This window comes from Crinalium epipsammum PCC 9333 (assembly GCF_000317495.1).
GTDB lineage: Bacteria > Cyanobacteriota > Cyanobacteriia > Cyanobacteriales > PCC-9333 > Crinalium > Crinalium epipsammum.
Window position 1 is genome coordinate 2,641,754 of record NC_019753.1, and the last position, 21,284, is coordinate 2,663,037.

Here is a 21,284-nt window from a genome sequence, read left to right on the forward strand (position 1 = left end):
TGTTTTAGAGCATCTAAAATCTCAGTTTAAAAATGCTGAAACCCCTTGCTGAGTAAAAGTACTTGCTGGTGATCAACTTGAGTCGGATCTACCAATAAAATTTCTAAATCTTTTGTGATAGTTCCGATAATAGCTGCATAATTGCCCAGTCGTTCTACTAACGGCTGGGCTTTTTCTAATGGTAGGCACAGCACAAGTTCAAAGTCTTCTCCACCATACAATGCCCAGTTAAGTGCTTGTTCTGCTGATGTTAGCTTCGGGAGGGTGGGGGGAATGGGAATTAAGTTGCGATCAATTTTGGCACCAACGCTACTGGCGTGACAAATTTGGGCGATCGCATCTGCTAATCCATCACTACTATCCATGCCAGCTATCCTAATTGCTGAATCTGAATTGAAAATTTCCCAGATGATAGGTAATACATCTAAGCGTGGTTTAGGACGTTGGTGAGTTTGGATGAGATATGATTTTTCGCGATCGCTCAATTGCTGACCAATCTCTGGATGCAGCAGTAATTCTAAACCTGCCCGTGATGCACCGTGACAGCCAGTGGCAACAATGGCATCTCCTGGTTGAGCAGATGAACGTTTAATAATCTGAGTAGGAAATACTTGACCAAAGGCTGTAATGGCGATGCTGATGCCTTCTGAACGGCAGATATCACCGCCGACAATTCCCGTTTGATACTGTTGGAGACAGGCGCTCATTCCTTGGTAGAGGCTTTCTACCCAACTAACTGTTAAATTGCCTGGAATGCTTAAACCAACGGTGATGCCTAGAGGTGATGCTCCCATTGCTGCTAAATCTGATAAATTTGCGGCAACGGCACGCCAACCTACGTCTGCTGGTGTAGTAGTGCGATCGCTAAAATGTACACCATCAACTAGCACGTCAGTTGTTATTACAAGCGATCGATGCGGATCAGTTTCTAATACGGCTGCGTCATCTCCTACCATTCCTGGTATACAAAAGGGCTGCAATTTTTTTAACAGACCTTGTTCGCCAATATCTCGAATTAATAGAGATGATTTATTGTTCAAAAATTTACCCCCAGAATATCCCCTGAATTTTTTGTAATTAAACTTGTCTTAAAAATTGGAGGAGAGACTTACGCAGAAATCATCCTTGATGTCAGGGCGGGTTTATGTAGCTCAATGGTTTAGAAAGATAAATTTGTGGTGCAACCCGCCCCTACAAACCTAATTTTACTGTTGAAGGCGCGTAATACTAAATCCGCTTTGATTACCCGTTTTTTATTAAACCGCAAAGACGCGAAGGACGCGAAGAAAGAGAAAGAAAATAAAGGGGTGTTCAACGCGGATTTGGTAGAAGTTCTGCTATTAAAACGCCTCCCCCAAATTCAGGGAGGAGGCATAATGATTTTTTGAGAGCTTTTTAAGCTGCTTGTGGCTCAACTAAATTGTCAATTCCTTGGATAACTTTGGCTGACTGAATTTTGTCCCCTGCTTTCAACTCTTTCAAGACTTCTTTACCATCAACTAAATAACCAAAAACGGTATAACGTCCATCTAGCAGGTTACGCCCAGCAGGAGTAAGTTCTGAATCAAACAAGAAGAAGAAAAATTGAGAAGATCCACCATTTGGTTCTGGTTCAGGACGCGCCATTGCTACAGCACCGTAAGCAGAGAAGGGAAGTACTGGTTGATCTCGGTAGCGACCAGCATCTTCTAAGGTAATACCATAAGTTGGTTCTGAGTCACCTCTAACCAAAATTTCTAGAGGAACAGCGCGGTATTTGCCTGTATTTGGATCGATAAAGCCTGCTTCTTCTCCTGGTGGATCTCCTGCTTGCAGCACATACGATTCTTCGGAGCGGGTAAATTCTAAATTGTTGTAAAAACCGCGTTGTACTAAATCTACAAAGTTGCCTGCGGTAACAGGGGCGCTGTAACCATCAACTACTAAAGTAATGTTGCCTTTGTCAGTTTCCATTTCTACTGTGGCACGACCTTTAAGTTGAGGCAAGTTGCTATATTCAGAAGGCACTTCATAAGGAAATCCTTCGATCATTAATTCTTCTAGTTGACCAACGCCATCTAAAACTTTGGCACGTTCTGTCCAAATGCTTTCCTTATCTTTGGTTTCAACTGCGTCTCTAAGTTTGGCAATATCTTGATTTAACTGAGCAATTAATGCTTCTGCTGCGGGTTTATTCTCATCGGAGACGCTTTTTAGCAATTTATCAGGGCGATCGCGCAAAATTACAGAAGCTTTGCTGATATCACTATTAATCGGACTCCACCGCTTACCTCGCAGGTGGTTAGCAATATCTTCTAAATTAGCTTGAACCTCGCGCACTTCTTTGTTATTTATTGGTAGCGCGTAACGTAAAATCGCTTTGCCATCTGTAATTGCATTGCCAACGGGTAATCCACTGTTAAACTTGTCTGGATTCCAGGCAGCCGCGCTAGTACCTAAAGAGAGAGCTACTAGCAGTAAAGCTAAAATGCTGGTTTGAGCAAAGCGTTTGCACAAATTAACTATAGAACGGTTTAAATCAGGCATAAATTCATCCCTACGTGCTTGGAAGCAGTCGCATTTGCGTATTTGAAAAGGCTCTATTAGGCTGAAAATGCCCTGTATGATCTTGCCATACGGGTGTGGGGCAAAGATAAGGAATATTTCATAGAGTTTAAAATTCTAGCTAAAGGCTCACGGAGCGGTAAAATTAAGTGCTGACTGTTCTCGGCAACTGACAAATTTATGATTTCTAGTAACGACTTTCGCCCAGGTGTTTCCATTGAATGGAATGGAGGAGTATGGCGGGTAGTGGAATTCCTCCACGTTAAGCCAGGTAAAGGATCAGCTTTTGTGCGGACAAAGCTGAAAAATGTGCAAACAGGTAGTGTCGTTGAACAAACGTTTAGGGCTGGAGAAACGCTTCCTCAAGCTAATTTAGAAAAAAGTACGATGCAGCATACCTATAAAGACGGCGATCAATATGTCTTTATGGATATGGAAACTTATGAAGAAGCTAACCTGACTCCTGCTCAAATTGGCGATCGCATGAAATACCTTAAGGAAGGAATGGAGGTTAACGTTCTTCGTTGGGGTGAGCAGGTTATGGAAGTCGAACTTCCTAACACTGTGGTTCTGGAAGTAACTCAAACCGATCCAGGCGTAAAAGGAGACACGGCTACTGGTGGTAACAAGCCAGCTATTGTGGAAACAGGCGCTCAAGTGATGGTTCCGTTATTTATTACTATTGGTGAGCGCATCAAAATTGATACTCGCAACGATACCTATATAGGTCGAGAGTAATACAAGTTTTTGCCGATATCAGCCAAAAGCTAAAAGTCAGAAGGATGCGATCGCATCCTTCATCCTGATTTTTTGAGTTGTTCTTGTCCACAATTAAATTATTGTTGTTATGGCAATAGACTTTAACCAACTGCGTGAATTGTTGGCAGCGATCGCTGGTACTGACATTGCGGAGTTGACTTTAAAAAGTGATGATTTTGAATTGACTGTGCGTAAGGGCATTGCAACAATGCCGATGGCTGATCAAACAGTGGTCAATACTGCTGGAATGATTGCTGCCCCTCCGCAGGTTTTGCCAATTGCGCCCGCTCCTATTCAACAATCTCCAGCTACAAATCCAGCTACGCCGACATCGCCACCAGTTGATCAAAAGTGGGTAGCGGTTAAATCACCGATGGTGGGAACGTTTTACCGTTCACCTGCTCCCGATGAAGCTGCTTTTGTGGAAGTGAGCGATCGCATTCGCTCTGATCAAACTGTTTGTATCATTGAAGCCATGAAGCTGATGAATGAAATTGAAGCTGAGGTATCTGGACAAGTAATGGAAATTTTGGTAAAGAACGGTGAACCTGTGGAATATGGTCAAGCTTTGATGCTGATTAATCCAGATTAATGATTACTCTATTGTTATGAATAGAATTGCTGCTAAAATTTTGGGATCAGATATTTTCTTGTTAATCCCATGCAAACAGCCAGCCCTGTAACACAAGAAGTCGTCCAACAAGTCGCAGAATACTTCAGCATCTTAAGTGAGCCGATGCGACTGCGAATCTTGAACTTGTTGCGAGACCACGAGAAATGTGTACAAGAGTTAGTTGAGGCAACAGAAACCAGTCAAGCAAATGTATCTAAGCACTTAAAGGTAATGTTGCAAGCTGGTATTTTGAGCCGACGCAGTGAAGGGACATCTGCCTACTATAAAGTGGAAGATGTCCTAATTTTTGATTTGTGTAATTTAGTTTGCGATCGCCTAGCGACCAGGATTGAAGAGCAAGCCCGTCACTTCCGCGATTTTAGTTTAGCTAACAAGCACTAACACTGTTATATAGCATTCAGCTATCAGCTTTTTGCTCGCGCCTTTGTTACCAAGAGGTTCCAGCAACTTTTATCATGTTCTAATCTCTCTGGCTAGGGCTATAAAAGCACAACACTAAAGATCAAAGTTTTCTTCAAAACTTTTCCGAGTTATAGGCTGATCGAGTTCTAAACCTTCACCACCTAAAACTTCTAGCTTTTTACCCTCTACATCAATCCATACCTGAGCGTCTGGAGTCAAGCTGGTTGCGCTGTAAAGAATTTGCGCGACTCGACCTGTCATTGATGCACTACCACCGCCTTGAATAAATTCTTTCGAGAGGTTAATATGCACACCATCGTTGCGAACCTCTAGACTCCGCAGCTTTGTACCTTGCGGGATGGTTGTCGTGACTGTCGGATCTGTTGAGCCTGCTAATAGGGTATCGAAGGTCTGCTCTAAAACAGCTTTTTGGTTAGTAGACTTTGGTAAATCCAAGGATTTAGGCGCAACGGCAATATGATTGCCTTGATTCTTTAGCCAGTAAACCTCCGGCGTTTTGTCAGTTGGATTTTGTACCCTCTGATTAGAAGGTGGTAATGGGGATGTAACCGCATCAGGTGATGGCGCTGGAGATTGAGCAGAATTCCATACCCACCAAGCTGTACCACCTCCAGAAGCTAATACTATTGCTGATAAACCTGCAATGACACCTAAATGAAGGCGACGTACTGATTGTTGTTCTTGCATATAAAGAAGCCTCTAGAAGAAGTGGATAGCTAAAAAGTGAGCAACCCCTACTTAAAGACTACAGAAAATGAGCGTGTATTTACGCAAAACCTTAAGGTTGCTCAGATACAGGCTTTGGTTACGGTTTGTCTAATTTTACAAAAGCTGCTAGATCTAAGCGATCGCTCTTTACGTCTAAATTTAAAAGTCGAGAAGTAATACCGTATTTCTCCAATGTGCGAAGATCAGCTTTGTTATTAAATCTGGCTGTAAGAGATTGAACTAGCAGAGAGGGTATGGGTTTTCCATTTACTGACGCAGTTGGTGAAATTAACTGTAAACGACTACCCGCCACTACGCCTATCCCTGTTTCTAAATTCACGGATAGTTGATCATTACTGTTTAGTTGTTTTAATTCTAGTTGCAAGCTTAATCGCTGATCGCCTAAGAACTTGACACGGGGATTGACAAATTCATAACGTTTAGTAAGCATACTGGCGGAACTACCTAGCGACTGATTTATCAACTTTTGCAAGCGAGTTATAACTTGGGGTGATTTCAGTGCTTGGTTAATATCTGTTTCTGTTAAAACTAAACGTACTCCCGACTGTATTGGTGATTTTAAAGATTGTAATAACAGTTGGGGTTTACCTTGTCTGAGGCGCTGTAAATCAAGATCAAGGGGATCAGTTTCTAATTCCAGAGTATCTATTCGCACATCTTTCGTTAACCATAAACCTCGACCTGCTATCCTTAATCGATCTATTTTCCCTTGTAATGTTTGATGAACAGGAGCGTTATCAATACGGACTTCTAGCTGTTCGGCTTTTTCTAGTCTGGAGCGAATAGCACTTTCGGCAGTACGGTCAATTACTAATCCAGCAGGTGAAATAAATATCAGTAATCCAGAGAGTAAAATACTTATAAGTTCCATAGGTTCAATTATCAATTAACAATTAACAGACATCTCTAGAATTTAAAGATGCGTTACATAAAACGATTGTAGAGACGCGCGATCGCGCATAGTACAATTTTGCGTCTCTACATTTTGGCTACTGTTTACGGTTTACGGTTAAAGCTGTTTCAATCCACTGCTTAATGGTAGAAACAACTTCATCTATGGGAATTTCTTGAGATCTGCGGGTTGCACGTTCTACAACTTCGACTTTACCCGATTGGAGCGATCGCCCAGTTACAATTCGATAAGGTATGCCGATTAAATCAGCATCTTTAAATTTAACTCCAGCACGTTCGTTACGGTCATCTAGCAAGGTTTCGATTCCTGCTTGGTTTAGCTGATTGTATAGTTTTTCAGCTACTTCCATTTGTTGAGCATCTCCCACATTAGGCACAGCGATAATTACATGGTAAGGTGCGATCGCAACAGGCCAAATAATGCCATCTTTATCATAAGATTGCTCTACTGCTGATTGCGCTAACCGTGATACACCAATCCCATAACAACCCATAACTAATGGTACTTCTTCACCTTGTTCGCTGGTGTAAGTAGCGCCCATTGCTTTAGAGTATTTATCGCCTAGTTGGAAAATATGCCCTACTTCAATACCACGCGCACTTTGTAAAGTTTGTTGTGGGTTGTGGATGGCGCGATCGCCGGATGAAGCTTTGCGTATATCTACCAGTTGTGATAACTGGAATTGTTCGCCCCAATTAGCACCGACAACGTGATAATTAGATTCATTAGCGCCAGTTACAAAGTTTTTCAATTCAACAGCAGTTTGATCTACAAACCTGATAAATTTGGGATGAATTTGTTTATCTGCTTGGATATATTCATCACTAATATCAGGTGCTATATAACCTAAAGGTAGAGGTTTTGCTGCCCATTTTTCTTGTGCTTCTGCGTCCGGTACTTGGAGAGCGATCGCAGCTTTAGCACCAAACTGAGGAGCTAATTTAACTAACTCGTTTTGCAGCTTGACTTCATTAACATCTTGATCGCCTCTAATACTAACTATTACCAATACTGTTATGCCATTTTCATAAACAGCTTGGTATAGCACATTTTTTACTAATTGAGTTGGAGAACAATTAAGAAATTTGCAGAGTTTTTCTATTGTTTCAGTTCCAGGTGTTTCTCTTTTTTCATAGTTTGTAAACTGTGACAATTCTGCATCAGTAGGTAGAGAAACCGCCTTTTCTACATTAGCTGCATACTGACCATCTTCAGTGTAAAGAACCTCATCTTCTCCTGCTTCAGCTAATATCGTAAATTCATTGGAACCAGAGCCGCCTATAGCTCCTGAATCAGCATCTACAGCACGAAAAGCCAACCCACAACGACTGATGATATTACTATACGCCTGATACATATCTTGATAAGTTTTTTTCAGGCTTTCTTCATCAGCATGGAAAGAGTAAGCATCTTTCATAATAAATTCCCGTCCCCGTAATAAACCAAAACGAGGGCGAATTTCATCACGGAATTTATTTTGAATTTGGTATAAATTTATCGGTAGTTGACGATAAGAACGAATCATCTCACGGGCAAGAGTTGTGACAACTTCTTCGTGAGTTGGCCCTAATCCTAATTCTCGCTCTTGTCGGTCTGTGAGAGAAAACATAATTCCCTCTGCTTGGGTGTAAGTATCCCAACGACCAGATTCTCGCCACAAATCAGCAGGTTGTAGTTGTGGAAATAAAGATTCTTGTGCGCCAGTGGCGTTTAATTCTTCTCGCACAATTTGGGAGACTTTTTGCAGTACACGCCACATAAAAGGCAAATAGGCGTAAATACCGCTACCGATGCGACGGATATAACCTGCGCGGATAAGTAATTTATGGCTAGGAATTTCTGCTTCCGCAGGATCTTCCCGTAGTGTGACGAATAATATTTGAGATAGCCGCATCGTTTGTTTCCTTCTCTAGACCGAAGGAATATTATAAACAATTAAGTCTTTGTTTTTATAGCTTCATCCTTCAGAACGAAGCTATAAAAAGAAATTAGCTATAGCTAAATTCAACGGCTTTTTCTCCCACAACTGCTGGTACACCTGCGACAAAACGCAAATCATCACAGTAAGCAGTTAACCAAGGTTGAGTTAAGTTTAAGCTATAAAAAGGGCTTTCGGCAGGAACATTTACTTTACTGCTTGTCAGTCCTATTTGAGATGATAAGTCACCATCGAACATCAGAATATTACCGCCAAGTTCACTGAAAAAAGAACCTTTAATGGGTAGTGGTACTTTAAGGCTTGGTTTGCTGTAAGAAATACTACATAATTGTTTGTTATTTTGAGCGATCGCAACTTGAGAATTATGCTTGTTATTGTCCCAAGTAAAATCAGCTAATTCTTTTGGTAATCCCCAAATTTCTCTACCACCAGCAACAGAATCAGGGTTATCTACATATATATGAGAAATCCATCCTCCAATTTTGCCTGCATAACTGACAAATCCAGCAGCAACAATTAGCTCGTTGTATTGTAGTACTGAGCCTACACTGTAAGAAGAAACATAAATGCCACCTAATGTTTTACCAGGAAAAAATGAGACAATTTCAAACTCTGGAGGGATGAAAGGACGAGTTTTATCAATATCAATCAACTGTAATGTTTGAATAGCGTGTCCGCACAGTGTCCAAGGCGCTTGTGGATATGACATTTAGATCTCCCGATGGGTATATTATTGTTATTAAGACTTTTTGGTAAACAAATAAACATCATCACGTTGATAGGTTAATTCAAACTCTTTAGTATTTTTTAATTTTTTTTACTAAGCTGCCGATTAATTTTGGCTCGCTTTCCCAAAGCCGTTGACTTAAAAAGAGCGTGTTTAACACTGCTATCGGCAAAAAGAATTAAAGCAGCAACAGCACTTATTTGGATATTTTGTAAAAAAGTACACTCATGCCTACAAGCCTTTCTCAATTACTAATATTTATTGGCTTTAATAAGATTTGGCTATCTGGAGTTAAGAATATGCCCAAAGAATTTTATAGTGGAGTTGCGGTTAATTATTAAGCAATTGTGAAAGCGATTACTCTTCTTGGCTCCACTGGCTCGATAGGCACTCAGACTTTAGATATAGTTTCTCAAAACCCCGATCAATTCCGCGTTGTGGGATTAGCGGCAGGAAGCAATGTGACAATGCTGGCACAGCAGATTCGACAGTTTCAACCGGAAATTGTGGCTATCTGTGATGAAGATAAGTTAGCAGAACTGAAAGAGGCGATCGCAGACCTCAACCCACAACCGATTATAGTGGCAGGGGAGGCGGGTGTAATTGAAGTAGCAAGATACGGTGATGCCCAAACAGTAGTTACAGGAATTGTCGGCTGTGCGGGTTTGTTACCCACAATTGCTGCTATTAAAGCTGGAAAAGATATTGCTTTAGCAAATAAGGAAACTTTGATTGCTGGTGCGCCTGTAGTTTTACCGCTTATAGAGGAGTATGGTGTAAAACTATTACCCGCAGATTCCGAACATTCAGCAATTTTTCAGTGTCTCCAAGGAGTCCCCGCAGGTGGTTTGCGCCGAATTTTGCTTACTGCTTCGGGGGGCGCATTTCGAGATTTACCTGTAGAGAAGTTAGCACAGGTAAAAGTTGCTGACGCTTTAAAGCATCCAAATTGGTCAATGGGTCGTAAGATTACTGTAGACTCTGCGACTTTAATGAATAAAGGTTTAGAAGTAATTGAAGCGCACTACCTATTTGGAGTGGATTACGACAATATTGATATTGTTATCCATCCCCAAAGTATTATTCACTCTTTGATTGAATTACAAGATACTTCAGTTTTAGCGCAATTAGGTTGGGCGGATATGCGCTTGCCAATACTTTATGCTATGTCGTATCCTGAGCGAATTTATACTAATTGGGAAAGACTAGATTTAGTCAAAGCTGGTAATTTAACTTTCCGTGCGCCGGATCATCAGAAGTATCCTTGTATGCAGTTAGCTTATGCTGCGGGTAGGGCAGGGGGTTTAATGCCTGCAATATTAAATGCTGCAAATGAGCAAGCTGTGGCACTATTTTTAGAAGAGAAGATTGGTTATTTAGATATTGCTCGTTGTATAGAAACAGCGTGCGATCGCGCATCTGCCCAAAACCGCCCCGATCCTAGCCTAGACGACATTATCGCCGCCGATAAATGGGCAAGGCAAGAAGTTTTAGCAATTAGTCAACGGCTAGAAATCGTCAGTGTTTAAATAGTTGTTACTTTGCTATGCGGGCATTTTGCCCGTTATACCTATCACTTTAAGTGCGTAATTCCTAAAAATCAGGCATCACAAAATTTAGCAGAGGAGAAATTTATGGCTTTCAATATTGGGGTTCTCAAACTGCCAGTAATTAAAAAAGGGTCTCAAGGAACTTTTGTTATTGCTTGGCAACGATTCTTAAAAGAAAATGAATTTCCGGTTGGAACTGTAGATGGCGACTTTGGCAACGGTACTGATACAGCTACTCGTAGCTATCAACGAAAAAATCAGTTGTCTGCTGATGGTGTTGTTGGCAACAATACTTATGTTAAAGCTCTTAGTCAAGGATTTATCTTCAAGGTTCCCAATTTCTCTGCTAACCTGCTGTTAGCTTATTTGCGGTTTGGTTCCTCCGAGGTGAAAGAATTACAAAGAAACTTAAATGCGATCGCACAACTAACTCCACCTTTAACTACAGATGGTGACTTTGGTTATAGAAGTAATCAAGGGTTAGCTGAAGCTTATAAAAAAAGAGATGTCCGTTTGCGTACTGAATTAACCGATAGTATCTCTAGTAGCACTAAAAATAAACTAGGAACAGATTTTGAGCAAGCCTTAGATATTTTTAACACTTATGCTAAAAGACTAAGATTTCGCCTGAGTGGAGCGCATTGGTACAATTACTTTCCTACAAGTCGTGCTATATCTGCCTTAGCTTCACCATTTCGTGAACGGGTACAAGCATTTCAAAAAGCTTTAATTGATGGCGGCGCACAAACAATCATCTCAGCTACCTATCGACCTCCACAACGGGCTTATTTAATGCACTACGCAGCCAGAATAGATCGAGGTGAAATTAGTCCTAATAATGTGCCAGGGATGGCTGGAGTTGACATTGACTGGGTACACTATACAGCTTCAGGAGCGCGTCAAGCCGCCTCACAAATGGTAGATATTTATGGTATTGGTGGTAATCCAGTAGCATTAAAATCTCTCCATACTCAAAGATTAGCACTTGACTGGAATATTACCTGGGAAGAAACCCTAAGAATTAAGAATAGTAATGGAAATATAATTGAAATTAATGAGCCTCGTAATGGCGCGGAAAATAAGTTACTTTTTGATGTAGGTGCATCTTATGGTGTTTATAAGTTACTAGATCGTGACCCTCCTCACTGGTCTTATAATGGTCGTTAATATTTAGCGGTTAGATTGAAATAATGTAGAGACGTACAATTGTACGTCTCTACATCTCTAAACTGTCAACTTTACTAACGCATCTTTAACCGTTGATGGCAGTTGACGCATAATTTTGCCTTTTTCTCGGTCAACTGCTACCAAAGTAACCCGCCCAGTCATATACAAATCTTTACCATCTAGAGATTGAATTTGATAATCCCAATTAATTCGGACACCCTGCATCTCTGTCATCTGCGCCTTAACTACTGCTGACATCCCCATCTGTAGGGAGCGGTGGTAGCGTATAGAAAGTTCTACCACAGGCATTTCACACCCTAAAGCTACTAATTCAGCATAATCAATACCAATTGAACGTAAACATTCTATCCGCGCTTCTTCCATCCAGACAACGTAAGTACCATGCCAAACATTACCGCTATAGTCGGTATGGTGAGGCTGGACACGCACAGGGTAATCAAACCAGTTTTCCGTTGTTACCTTTAGATACCGCTTTTCAATTGCACTAACGGGTGGTAGTTCAGAAGGTGTTTGTGGTATTGTTGACACTGGTAATTTACCTCAAAATAACTTTTTGAGTTTATTTGATATAGAAAAATTTTAGCTGTTTTATTAGCTGATTGTAATCTATCGACTATTTTAATCTGTACTGTCGCCTATAAGATTATTACTAATTTTAAACAAATAGTTATTTGTTGGCAAAATTGAGATAACAATGTCAAGTATAATATTAATTAAATGTTAAGTTTTGTATGAATAGGCTTTCTGTTTTTAAATTATGTGCTTGCTGTTTAGGCGTTTTATTACTGTATACGCCAGCTAGTGCAAGCGAAAATATCTTAAATTTGCCTGCACAACAACAGTTAACTAAAACAGATATTTTGCATAAACTAGCCCAGGCAGATGTACTATATTTGGGGGAAACTCACGACAACGCTAAAGATCACGAAACCCAGTTAGAAATTATTGAAAAACTATATAGTTTTACTAAGCAAGGTATTAAGAAAAGTTCTAAATCCAAAATAGCGATCGCACTGGAAATGTTCCAGCGTCCCTATCAATCAGTAATCAATCAATATTTAGCTGGAGAAATAACCGCAGAACAACTGGTAGAACAAAGTGAATATAAGCGGCGTTGGGGCTTTCCTTGGGAATATTATGCTCCAATTCTAGAATTTGCCAAAAAACATCAAATACCAGTTTTAGCTTTAAATACGCCTTCAGAAGTAACCCGCAAAGTTTCCCGTCAAGGATTAGAAAGTTTAAATCAAGAAGATTGGAAATATATTCCGCCTATTTCAGAAATTTGCACTGATAACCAAGAATATCGGCAGTTGTTTGAAAAATTAGCCGGAGGACATCATCAACATTTATCAGGTAACAGCCAAAAATTAGATAATTATTTTGCTGCCCAAGTTTTATGGGATGAAACTATGGCAGATGCGATCGCAAATTTTGTCAAAGTTAATCCAGATTATCAAGTAATTGTAATGGCAGGTAGTGGTCATATTATTTATGGATATGGTATTCCTAGCCGTGTGGCGCGACGGTTAGAGAATGGGGAGAATAATCAGCAGTTAATTCAGCGATCAATATTGTTACATCCCCCAGAAGATTATGAATTGGAGATCAATAAACAACCAATTGCTGATTTTATCTGGAAGTAAGGATAATTAACCACAGATGCACACAGATAAACACAGATGTAATGAATAATTTTTGCAATAAGTCTAATATTAATAAATTTTTTTCTATTCAGTTCTCTTGATGACGTAATGCCGCACCAGTTACGCCTGTAACAAATCCCAAGCTCAATGCTATCAAAGTATGGGATGGGGTAGTAAATACAGTGACAATGCCAATTACTCCAGCTATAAATAAGCCACTGTTAAATAAATTAATAAATTTCTTAATAACAGGCTTTTGCTGTTGATCATAGATAGCTTGCAAAGCAATCTCATTGCTATCTAAATCTTGAATAATCGCCTGGATATCCCTACCTGTTTCTCTTTCCAACCTAGTTATAGCTTCTCTATCTGCCTTTACAGGCGATACCGATAGTCTTAGTAAAGATTCTGATAGGGTTCTGTGGATTACTAACGGCTCTTTAGTTTGCTGGTTCATCACTTATAATTATTTTCAGGTGAAGTCTATTAAAAAAGTGGTTGGAATTTCAACCACAGATAAACACAGATGCACATGGATATCTAATCAGCGACGAATAATAGGTTGCATCAATGGTTCAAATACTGGCACTAATTCAGGACGACTAACAACTAAAGTCGGTAAGGGATAACTACCATAATCTTTACCAGCTTCTAAGGGAAAAGTAGGTTTTGATGATAAAGATACCCAAACAGCACCAGCAGCTTGCAAAATTACCCAAACAGCAGATAAATCCCAAACTTTCGGCGTAGCTTCAACTCCTCCAAGAGTTGCACCAGAAGCAACTGCTAGGAAGTTATAGGTAGCTACACCAAGCATTCTAATTTTGCAAGGAAACCCTTGTTTCATTACAGATGTACTACGGGCGCACAAGCTGAAAAAGTGATTATTAGTAGGGGAATCATCACTACTATGAATAGGCTGATTATTTAAAAATGCCCCAGTCGGAATATCAAGTTCGGATGAACCGCGCCAATAGCCATGAAAAGTTTGGTTAATGGGGGGAAAATGTACATAACCAAATACAGGCGTACCTTGATAGAGTAAGGCGATAGAAATGCCCCACAGGGGAATCCCGCGTGTAAAGTTGGTAGTACCATCTAGCGGATCAATGATCCAGCACCACTCAGTTCCTTTAAAAGTGTGTTCTGCTTCTTCGCTGAGGATACCGTGATCTGGGAAATTTGCGGCGATCGCATCACGAATTTCTTGATCCGCCCAGTTATCTGCTTCTGTCACCAAACTACCATCAGCTTTACGAGTTGCTTGCACTTGTCCAGCATATTCTAATAGTCTGATGCCAACTCTAGTAGTTGTATCTTGAGCGAAATTTAAAACCTTAGTCCAAAATTCTTCCATCTTGACGCAATTCGCAGTAATTCAGTTATCAGCTTAACCTGCTACAACCTTTGCGGTCATGGATCATTACTAATAAATTCGACTTATTTTATCTGTTGTGCGTAACTATTGTTACATTAAATCTTGAATTCTTCCTAGTGCTTTCTTCAAATACTCAATAGCTTTTTTGAGATTTTCGATCTCTTGATGATTTTTTTCTGGCTCAAGAAGTAGCTCGTCGAGTTTGTCTTCAAGGGAACGTATAGCTAACCTTAGTTGTTTTATAATTTCTGCAAGGTTGATAATTTTTTGATCTTTGCGGCTATCTTTTTGAATGAAAATAATCTCTTTAATCGCGGCTTCCAGCTTGGCTGCTTGCGTTAAAGCGGCATCTGGAGACTGACCGAATAAAGCGCCAACACCAACTCCTGCACCAGCACCGAGAATTGAACCGCCAGCAACAACTACAGCCATTCCGCCAGCCATTCCGAAACCACCTGCGGCGATCGCACCTCCTCCAAGTGCAGCTAAAACTGCGGATACTGCGGCTGCACCTGATAAACCAGGTGCTAGTATAGGTGCTAGTAAACCTACTATCAATGGTGTAGCAAATATAGCTACTACCCCTAATAAAACTGCTCCGACTGCACCAAGTAACCAAGGATTTACACCGCCTTTAATTCCTTGGATGGCTTCCTTGTAGTTATACTTAAAGCGGTAAACAGAATCTGGATCAATATCCAGTGTTTTAGCAAAAAATCTTACCTTATTGGTGAGTTTTTCTTCATTATCAATTTTCAAATTTTTGAATTTTTCATCACTACTATCTCCCAAAGGGTAATAGGGTTGAAAAAGCGTTACTTCTAATAAAATTAGATACCGAGTTAGTGGAGGGATCAGGCTAGATTTTACCAAAGCTTTAAGCTGAGTAAAATCAGTAATTATGTCAAATGAAGTACCACGAGGACTAGAGGCTGTTATTTGGCTGTTCAAGAAAAGCTCTGTTGAATCTTTCCACTTAGTTAACCACTGTCGCTTAAGATTTTTTTTATCGAAATCTGGTTCATTATCAATATCAGCTTGTACCAAGTTGTACTGATAGCTGAACATAATTCTGGTTTGTTCTGGAGTTAACCCAAATTCTTTCATAACTTACGAATTATCTTCAGTTGTTTCAGGAATTTTTACGTTGTTTCTGTCTTAGCTTTTTTGACTTCTTACTTTTCTTCTCATTCATCTTCAGATTCATCTCGGACTTTCAAATAGTAATAGAGATTAGCAACAGCCAAATCTGACGCTTTCTCTAAGTTTGATCGCACAAAAGTTTTGTAACCTGCTATTTCTCCTTGCTGGATAATATAACCTTCATATTCTCCACGTCGCTGCGGTTCCAGCATTAGTTCCAGTTGAGTGCGAAGCGCATAAAAATTAGACTTGGGTATCAAATTCTCATAAAATAACTGTTCATCTGGTATTGTTAAATCTGTGGCATTTGAATTTCTATTCTCAATAACAGCCAAGTTTGATTTACTAAAATCAGCACTCTGCAACTGTTGTAACTCCCTTGGCGGTAAAGCTTTAGTCCATTCAATTTGATTATGCCAAGTATCTAATAAAACTAAATCGTGATTGTGAATCCGGGTGATTTCAGGGAAAAGAAAATCAAGCTCGTCATCAGAATCACAAGCATCAATTATTCTTAAGCTATCTTGACGGATATTTTCTTGCAGTTGAGAGATGAGATCGCTTGCTGCCCCAAACTCATTTTGCACCTGATAAGTAGCAATAATACTCTGCTCGATCGCCCAACTGCACTCTAATCGGCGCAACTGTCCGGCTGCACAAGTTTCTTCTAATAACTGGGAATTTCTATAGTCTGCTAAAGCTTCAAATAACATCCCCCGCGCTGCATCAATTTCCGCATTTCGGCGGTTAATATCTTTTAATTGCAATGCCGAACGCATTCGTTGAATTGCTTGGGTAAACAACCCGTAAGCCCGTACTAAAACTAGCCGATGATTCTCAAATTTCATCTCTTGGAGAACTTGGAAAATTAATTGCTTAATTTCTGTCCCTTGGTCTTTCAAAAGTTGTTCTAAATTGATAAAACCGTTTTCGACTTTAACTTCTAGCCTCTCTACTGCTTTTTTTAGTTTCAATGTCTGGTGCAAATTCACAGCCGATAACGCTACCCCAGCCAAAGTTCCCACACCAATGACGGCTGTAGTCGCTTGCAGCACCCCCAAACTAGCTTGGACGGCTTGAAAGCCCATTTGCGTTTGCTGCATCTGCAAGCCACCCATGACAAACTGCATCGGAGACACTAACGGCGACAAGGGGCTGTTGTTGACTGTCGCGCTAACGGCATGGGCTACAAACTGTCCCGTCGCTGCATCCCTCGCCATGCCAATCGGCACTCCGGCAGATGTAAAAACTTGCACGTACTTACCAGCCGCGATCGCAGCCTCTACCGCCAGGGGGAATACAAAATTCATCATAAATCTTTACTCTGGGAGCCGCCCAAAGAAATACTAATTTATTATGCTACTTCTATATAAAAAACAGTTATGTAATTGTACTGAAAATGAACAAGTCGCTAATTACCCCTCAAACGGTTGAGCTTGTTTCGCGCATGACAGGGCAGAAATGCCAAGAAGATCTTAGCCCTCCTGCCCTCTTCCTAGCGGCGCTGGTAACGGTTTTGGTGGGAGTCATGTATGCCGACGGTACAGTTAGCGCAGAGGAAGCCCAACGGTTGCGGACAACTTTAACGGAACTTATCCCCCCTAATAACAGTTTGCGCCAATTGGCAATGCTGATGGTTAAGGGTGTGAAAGAACATCAATTTTATAAGAAATTGCCGGAGATACTCGCACTGACAGAGTGCTTTGCCGAGGAAGAAAAACTGCTGTTAATTAGTTTTGGCTATCAAATGTCGGCAGCAGATGGCACAATAGATAAACGCGAAAAACAGTATTTGAAAATCATCGCTAATCTACTCGGAATTGATGGGCAATATTTGATAGTTTTGTCAGCTAGTTTTAGCAGTCAATCAATTGGTGATACAGCAGCCTTAGCCGAAGTTCACTCGTTACTCGATCCCGCCCAATTTCAATCTCTTGATTCTTTGTTTGTCCGTGCTGCCAGTCACATTATCGAACATTTACCAGCAAAACCAAAACCGCAAGTAAATCAAAAGCATTATGTATCAGAATATCAGGAGTTGAAAAAGTTTCAGGAGTATCGGCAACAACTAAATGCGGTTTGCGATCGCCTGAACCAAATTCTTACAGATGGACATGAACGGGCTGTACTGACCGATATTTTAACTGTCAAGATAAAAGATACTTCTGATAAATTGCGATCACCATGTTTTCGCATTGCTGTGGTGGGCGAATTTAGTAAAGGAAAATCAACTTTACTCAATGCTTTATTGGGTGAGGAAATTCAACCTGTGCGGGACATTCCCTGTAGCGGTACTGTGACTATTTTGAAATATGGAGCGCAGAGGCGGGTTATTTGTCGCTACAAAGATAAAAATAGACTAGAAGAAGAAATTTCACCGGAACAATATCAAGAGAAAGCTTCAATTTCTGAAGAGGCGGCTTTAGGATCTGCGGAAGATGGACTTGCCAACTCAGAAATCGCAGAAATTGTTTTTGAACATCCCGAATTAGAATTGTGTCGCAATGGGGTAGAAATTATTGATTCTCCCGGATTAAACGAAGTTGCAGAACGCACTTTAGTTACTGAGCAAGTTCTAAAAACTGCTGATGCCGTTATCTTCTTAACTAGCGCCCAAAATACTTTGACAGAGAAAGAGCGAGAGCTACTTTTGTACTTGAAAAAAGAATTGAATTATGCTCCAGATGAAGGTGCAAAAAACATTTTTATTGTAGTTAATTTCTTCGATTTGCTGCGACGCGAAGAAAGCCGTAAGCAGGTACGACAAAGGGTGGAAAAAATAGTTAATGGAACGAATCCGATTATTAATGGAGAAAACCGGATTCATTTTATTTCTGCTCAATCAACTTTAGATGCAATTTTAGAAGGCAGAGAAAATGACGATTATTTAAAAGCTTTTCAAGCGTTTACTTCTTCAATTGAGAAGTTTTTAACAGTTGAAAGAGGTTCTATATCTATTCAGCAATCTGTCGCAGGACTTAAGCAAATAATTGATATTAGTTGCGATGAATTAAATCAAAAAGAGGAAATATTAACAGGGAAATTGACACTTTTTCAACAAGATAAGCCGAAAATATTTGAACAAATGGCAGAAGTAAGCGGACGCGATGTAAAACTTAGGCTTTTAGGTGAAGCATTGATGCAACAATCTTTAGAAGAAACTATTGAATCTTGGAGTGAATGGGTAGAAGGATTAGGAGAACGCTTGCTTTCAAAAAGTGAGTACTGGACTTCCGAACACGGACATATTATGAGTCAAGACAAGTTAACCAAAGATTATGCTAATAAATTTGTGGATGACATTACCCAAGAAATAGAAAATTGGGGTAATCAAAAAGTACAAGCGATCGTGCAGCAAAATATGGCATTTTTAGAGAATCAAGTTAAGGATGATATCTCTGCAATTCGGCAAGATTTTGAGAAGTTCGACAAGCAACTTAATAGTAACCTGGCAAGCCAATTTAATAATTTGACGATCGCAGGTAATTTTGGTGGCATTGGCACAAGTGGAAGTGGGATTGCTTCATCAATTTCGGAAATAGAGGATGGTGGATTGTTTGGTGGTTTAGGCATTGGTGCAGCAGTTGGCGCGGCGTTAATATTTTTTACAGGACTTGGTTTTATTGGGGTTATTTTAGGTGCTTTAGCTGCTGGTGCTGGTGGTGGTTTGGGTTGGAGTTGGTTAGATGGCGATTCAGTTAAAGCTCAAATTAAGCAAAAAGTTTGTGAATTAGGGTTGGAAAAATTTAATGAATCTGCGGAGTCTATTTTTGGTAAGATCCACGATAAAATTATCGCAATATTTGAAGAAAAACTTGATGCAAGTAGCGGTGTGATGAAAAACGCCGTCTTGGAGTTAGAAAATTTATTAGAACAACAAGAACGACGCGATCGACAAAGCCAACAAGAATGTGATGCTGAAAAAGTTTGGATCGAGAAGAAACGGCAGGAACTATTGCAGGTAGAAAAGCAAATTGAGGCAATTGTAAATCAAAGTGTCGCATAAAATCGCGATCGCTCCTATTTGATCGAGATTAAAGCCGATGGCAAACTTCAATCCCAGAAAGCAATTCAGTGACAGAAGATGGTTAATTGTTAATTGTTCAATCTAATTCACTTTCTAATACAGAAGCGATCGCATTTCGGGCATTACTTTGAAATTCTTTAACATTCACTCGCCTGAGAAGCCAAATAGCCAGTAGCATTCCTACCGCTTGCAGCCCAAATACTAAGCCATAAGCAAATACCAGATTAGTAAACAAGCTTTTACCTATATCTAAAACTGCACCACCCGTAATAGTTGCTAACGCTCTTGCCATTGCTTGAGACAGCCCCCACGCACCGATAAAAGTGCCTGCGGTTTCAGCAGCAGTGAGATCTAACATCAAGCTAATCGCACCTGTCGTGGTAACACCAGAAGCTAAACCAAACAAAAATAACACACCTTGAAATAGCTTCTGATTTTGACTAAATCCCGATAGGATAATAATTACAAAACTAGCTGCTACTAATAAACAACCTAATTTAGTGGTTTTTTGCTTTCCTAAACGCGGCACAATTAAAAATCCAGTTGTACTTAAAGCAACAAGTACTCCCATTCCCCAGAAAGCATTGAGTTTAGTAGTTTCTGAGATTGGCATTCCAAACACTTCAGCACCATAAGGTTCTAAAACCGCCTCCTGCATAAATAAGCTAATAGTCATAACTAGGAGAAACGTAAAAAATATTCCTGTTTGGCGGTTAGCAGTTAATACTCGTAAAGCTTTACCCAGAGTAATACTATCTTCTCGCTCTATTAAAGTAGTACGAGAAGTATATAGAGAATATTTTTTTTCTACACCAACTGTTGCCAAAAATGTTAATCCCAAAACAGTAGCAGGAACCATTACAAATAAACGATTAATTGATGCTTGTAAGGCTTCAATTGGAGCGTCTGTTGCTACCTGTTTTAATAAAACGCTACCAATAATTGCTCCCGTAACAATTCCAACCATTAACATTGACCAGACAATGCCTACAAGTTTGGAACGATTTTCTTCTTCAGAAACATCTACTAACAAAGCTGTAAATGGTGTAGAACTGGCACTTAAGGCTATACCATATAAAGCAAAAATCAAAGCCATCAGTGCAGTCCAGCCGTATGTTTCGGTTGTCCAAGCCCAACCGCCTGTAGAGCGTACAAGGCTGCCCAACTGCCACATAACTTGTACTGCTAGGAAAGATGCGATCGTAAATAAAGTCGCACCTATCCAAACATAACCAGTGCGATGATAACCAAAGATTGGTTTAGCATCAGACCTTTGCCCAAACCAAACTCGTGCAGGTGCAACAAATTGGTGCATTGCCAGCGCACCAGCAGCTACAGTTGCGGGAATACCTAACTCACCAATCATCACTCGGTTAAGAATACCTAATGTGAGAATTGACATAATCCCCAGCCCCATCTGAAATAAGCCCAAGCGGAACATAGTTAGTAAGTTAATTGGGCTTGGCTTACTTGTTGGTGAGGGTGGTTGGGAATCTGAAAAATCACCTATTGCCATAACTACTTCCAAAACGATGCAAATTGTCTTTTAGTACTTTTTTAAAGATATACCTTTAGTAAGAGAAACGCTGGCTGAGAAAGCTGATATTGAGATAGGTAGACAAGAAACTGCTTGCAAAAATGCTCATCCTAGTTTTTTAGAACGCAGATTAACCGCAGATGAACG

20 protein-coding genes are annotated in these 21,284 nt (G+C 40.2%); 8 read left to right on the plus strand and 12 right to left on the minus strand.

Annotated elements, in window-relative coordinates; translation table 11 throughout:
• Positions 1-26: 26 nt before the first annotated feature.
• Positions 27-1,040, minus strand: a complete 1,014-nt coding sequence (gene thiL, locus CRI9333_RS11405; protein WP_015203319.1) for a thiamine-phosphate kinase — start codon at positions 1,038-1,040, stop codon at positions 27-29.
• Positions 1,041-1,175: 135 nt separating this feature from the next.
• Here thiL and CRI9333_RS11410 point away from each other — a divergent pair, with 135 nt between their 5' ends.
• Positions 1,176-1,388, plus strand: coding sequence for a hypothetical protein (locus CRI9333_RS11410; RefSeq protein WP_041226021.1), 213 nt, complete (start codon positions 1,176-1,178; stop codon positions 1,386-1,388).
• A 7-nt stretch (positions 1,389-1,395) separates the two neighbouring features.
• Here CRI9333_RS11410 and CRI9333_RS11415 read toward each other — a convergent pair whose 3' ends face one another.
• The gene (locus CRI9333_RS11415) at positions 1,396-2,526 is read right to left on the minus strand and encodes a peptidylprolyl isomerase (RefSeq protein ID WP_015203320.1); all 1,131 of its coding nucleotides are present in this window, start codon (positions 2,524-2,526) and stop codon (positions 1,396-1,398) included.
• Positions 2,527-2,724: 198 nt separating this feature from the next.
• Between CRI9333_RS11415 and efp the strand changes: the two genes are divergently transcribed.
• From efp to CRI9333_RS11430, 3 genes are all read left to right on the plus strand, one after another.
• Entirely contained in the window at positions 2,725-3,282 is a 558-nt protein-coding gene (gene efp, locus CRI9333_RS11420) for an elongation factor P (protein ID WP_015203321.1), read from the plus strand.
• 109 nt (positions 3,283-3,391) lie between these two features.
• Positions 3,392-3,895, plus strand: a complete 504-nt coding sequence (gene accB / locus CRI9333_RS11425) for an acetyl-CoA carboxylase biotin carboxyl carrier protein (protein WP_015203322.1) — start codon at positions 3,392-3,394, stop codon at positions 3,893-3,895.
• 69 nt (positions 3,896-3,964) lie between these two features.
• The gene (locus tag CRI9333_RS11430) at positions 3,965-4,318 is read left to right on the plus strand and encodes an ArsR/SmtB family transcription factor (protein WP_015203323.1); all 354 of its coding nucleotides are present in this window, start codon (positions 3,965-3,967) and stop codon (positions 4,316-4,318) included.
• 114 nt (positions 4,319-4,432) lie between these two features.
• Here CRI9333_RS11430 and CRI9333_RS11435 read toward each other — a convergent pair whose 3' ends face one another.
• The 4 genes from CRI9333_RS11435 to CRI9333_RS11450 all read right to left on the minus strand — a co-directional run bounded on the left by CRI9333_RS11435 (position 4,433) and on the right by CRI9333_RS11450 (position 8,650).
• Positions 4,433-5,047, minus strand: coding sequence for a GerMN domain-containing protein (locus tag CRI9333_RS11435; protein WP_015203324.1), 615 nt, complete (start codon positions 5,045-5,047; stop codon positions 4,433-4,435).
• Between the two features lie 118 nt (positions 5,048-5,165).
• The gene (locus CRI9333_RS11440) at positions 5,166-5,960 is read right to left on the minus strand and encodes an LmeA family phospholipid-binding protein (RefSeq protein ID WP_015203325.1); all 795 of its coding nucleotides are present in this window, start codon (positions 5,958-5,960) and stop codon (positions 5,166-5,168) included.
• A 118-nt stretch (positions 5,961-6,078) separates the two neighbouring features.
• Positions 6,079-7,896: a proline--tRNA ligase gene (locus CRI9333_RS11445; protein WP_015203326.1), complete on the minus strand. Its 1,818-nt coding sequence runs from the start codon at positions 7,894-7,896 to the stop codon at positions 6,079-6,081.
• A 94-nt stretch (positions 7,897-7,990) separates the two neighbouring features.
• Entirely contained in the window at positions 7,991-8,650 is a 660-nt protein-coding gene (locus CRI9333_RS11450) for an acetoacetate decarboxylase family protein (RefSeq protein ID WP_015203327.1), read from the minus strand.
• A 365-nt stretch (positions 8,651-9,015) separates the two neighbouring features.
• On the opposite strand from CRI9333_RS11450, the gene dxr reads away from it, so the two are divergent.
• Both dxr and CRI9333_RS11460 read left to right on the plus strand, forming a co-directional pair.
• Complete coding sequence (dxr, locus tag CRI9333_RS11455; protein WP_015203328.1) at positions 9,016-10,197, plus strand: 1-deoxy-D-xylulose-5-phosphate reductoisomerase; 1,182 nt, start codon at positions 9,016-9,018, stop codon at positions 10,195-10,197.
• Positions 10,198-10,302: 105 nt separating this feature from the next.
• The gene (locus tag CRI9333_RS11460) at positions 10,303-11,385 is read left to right on the plus strand and encodes a peptidoglycan-binding domain-containing protein (RefSeq protein WP_015203329.1); all 1,083 of its coding nucleotides are present in this window, start codon (positions 10,303-10,305) and stop codon (positions 11,383-11,385) included.
• Positions 11,386-11,442: 57 nt separating this feature from the next.
• On the opposite strand, the gene CRI9333_RS11465 is transcribed toward CRI9333_RS11460, so the two are convergent.
• Positions 11,443-11,934 carry an acyl-CoA thioesterase gene (locus CRI9333_RS11465; protein WP_015203330.1) on the minus strand — a complete coding sequence of 164 codons (492 nt, stop codon included), beginning with the start codon at positions 11,932-11,934 and terminating at the stop codon, positions 11,443-11,445.
• Positions 11,935-12,137: 203 nt separating this feature from the next.
• Between CRI9333_RS11465 and CRI9333_RS11470 the strand changes: the two genes are divergently transcribed.
• Positions 12,138-13,052, plus strand: coding sequence for a ChaN family lipoprotein (locus CRI9333_RS11470; RefSeq protein WP_015203331.1), 915 nt, complete (start codon positions 12,138-12,140; stop codon positions 13,050-13,052).
• Between the two features lie 88 nt (positions 13,053-13,140).
• Here CRI9333_RS11470 and CRI9333_RS11475 read toward each other — a convergent pair whose 3' ends face one another.
• From CRI9333_RS11475 to CRI9333_RS11490, 4 genes are all read right to left on the minus strand, one after another.
• Positions 13,141-13,509 (minus strand): hypothetical protein, encoded by a 369-nt coding sequence (locus tag CRI9333_RS11475; RefSeq protein WP_015203332.1) that lies wholly within the window; start codon positions 13,507-13,509, stop codon positions 13,141-13,143.
• 87 nt (positions 13,510-13,596) lie between these two features.
• A complete protein-coding gene (locus CRI9333_RS11480; protein WP_015203333.1) occupies positions 13,597-14,409 on the minus strand; it encodes an inositol monophosphatase family protein in 813 nt (270 codons plus the stop codon).
• Between the two features lie 111 nt (positions 14,410-14,520).
• The gene (locus CRI9333_RS11485) at positions 14,521-15,537 is read right to left on the minus strand and encodes a hypothetical protein (RefSeq protein WP_015203334.1); all 1,017 of its coding nucleotides are present in this window, start codon (positions 15,535-15,537) and stop codon (positions 14,521-14,523) included.
• Between the two features lie 80 nt (positions 15,538-15,617).
• A complete protein-coding gene (locus CRI9333_RS11490) occupies positions 15,618-16,883 on the minus strand; it encodes a hypothetical protein (protein WP_041226023.1) in 1,266 nt (421 codons plus the stop codon).
• Between the two features lie 89 nt (positions 16,884-16,972).
• Between CRI9333_RS11490 and CRI9333_RS11495 the strand changes: the two genes are divergently transcribed.
• A complete protein-coding gene (locus CRI9333_RS11495) occupies positions 16,973-19,579 on the plus strand; it encodes a dynamin family protein (RefSeq protein WP_015203336.1) in 2,607 nt (868 codons plus the stop codon).
• 97 nt (positions 19,580-19,676) lie between these two features.
• On the opposite strand, the gene CRI9333_RS11500 is transcribed toward CRI9333_RS11495, so the two are convergent.
• Positions 19,677-21,116 (minus strand): BCD family MFS transporter, encoded by a 1,440-nt coding sequence (locus CRI9333_RS11500; RefSeq protein WP_015203337.1) that lies wholly within the window; start codon positions 21,114-21,116, stop codon positions 19,677-19,679.
• Positions 21,117-21,284 lie beyond the last annotated feature (168 nt).

Bases quoted from the DNA above. Each gene is read 5' to 3' on its own strand.
- CRI9333_RS11415 (WP_015203320.1), bottom strand. From the start codon at position 2,526: ATGCCTGATTTAAACCGTTCTATAGTTAATTTGTGCAAACGCTTTGCT.
- efp (WP_015203321.1), top strand. From the start codon at position 2,725: ATGATTTCTAGTAACGACTTTCGCCCAGGTGTTTCCATTGAATGGAAT.
- accB (WP_015203322.1), top strand. From the start codon at position 3,392: ATGGCAATAGACTTTAACCAACTGCGTGAATTGTTGGCAGCGATCGCT.
- CRI9333_RS11430 (WP_015203323.1), top strand. From the start codon at position 3,965: ATGCAAACAGCCAGCCCTGTAACACAAGAAGTCGTCCAACAAGTCGCA.
- CRI9333_RS11435 (WP_015203324.1), bottom strand. From the start codon at position 5,047: ATGCAAGAACAACAATCAGTACGTCGCCTTCATTTAGGTGTCATTGCA.
- CRI9333_RS11440 (WP_015203325.1), bottom strand. From the start codon at position 5,960: ATGGAACTTATAAGTATTTTACTCTCTGGATTACTGATATTTATTTCA.
- CRI9333_RS11445 (WP_015203326.1), bottom strand. From the start codon at position 7,896: ATGCGGCTATCTCAAATATTATTCGTCACACTACGGGAAGATCCTGCG.
- CRI9333_RS11450 (WP_015203327.1), bottom strand. From the start codon at position 8,650: ATGTCATATCCACAAGCGCCTTGGACACTGTGCGGACACGCTATTCAA.
- CRI9333_RS11460 (WP_015203329.1), top strand. From the start codon at position 10,303: ATGGCTTTCAATATTGGGGTTCTCAAACTGCCAGTAATTAAAAAAGGG.
- CRI9333_RS11470 (WP_015203331.1), top strand. From the start codon at position 12,138: ATGAATAGGCTTTCTGTTTTTAAATTATGTGCTTGCTGTTTAGGCGTT.
- CRI9333_RS11475 (WP_015203332.1), bottom strand. From the start codon at position 13,509: ATGAACCAGCAAACTAAAGAGCCGTTAGTAATCCACAGAACCCTATCA.
- CRI9333_RS11480 (WP_015203333.1), bottom strand. From the start codon at position 14,409: ATGGAAGAATTTTGGACTAAGGTTTTAAATTTCGCTCAAGATACAACT.
- CRI9333_RS11485 (WP_015203334.1), bottom strand. From the start codon at position 15,537: ATGAAAGAATTTGGGTTAACTCCAGAACAAACCAGAATTATGTTCAGC.
- CRI9333_RS11490 (WP_041226023.1), bottom strand. From the start codon at position 16,883: ATGAATTTTGTATTCCCCCTGGCGGTAGAGGCTGCGATCGCGGCTGGT.
- CRI9333_RS11495 (WP_015203336.1), top strand. From the start codon at position 16,973: ATGAACAAGTCGCTAATTACCCCTCAAACGGTTGAGCTTGTTTCGCGC.
- CRI9333_RS11500 (WP_015203337.1), bottom strand. From the start codon at position 21,116: ATGGCAATAGGTGATTTTTCAGATTCCCAACCACCCTCACCAACAAGT.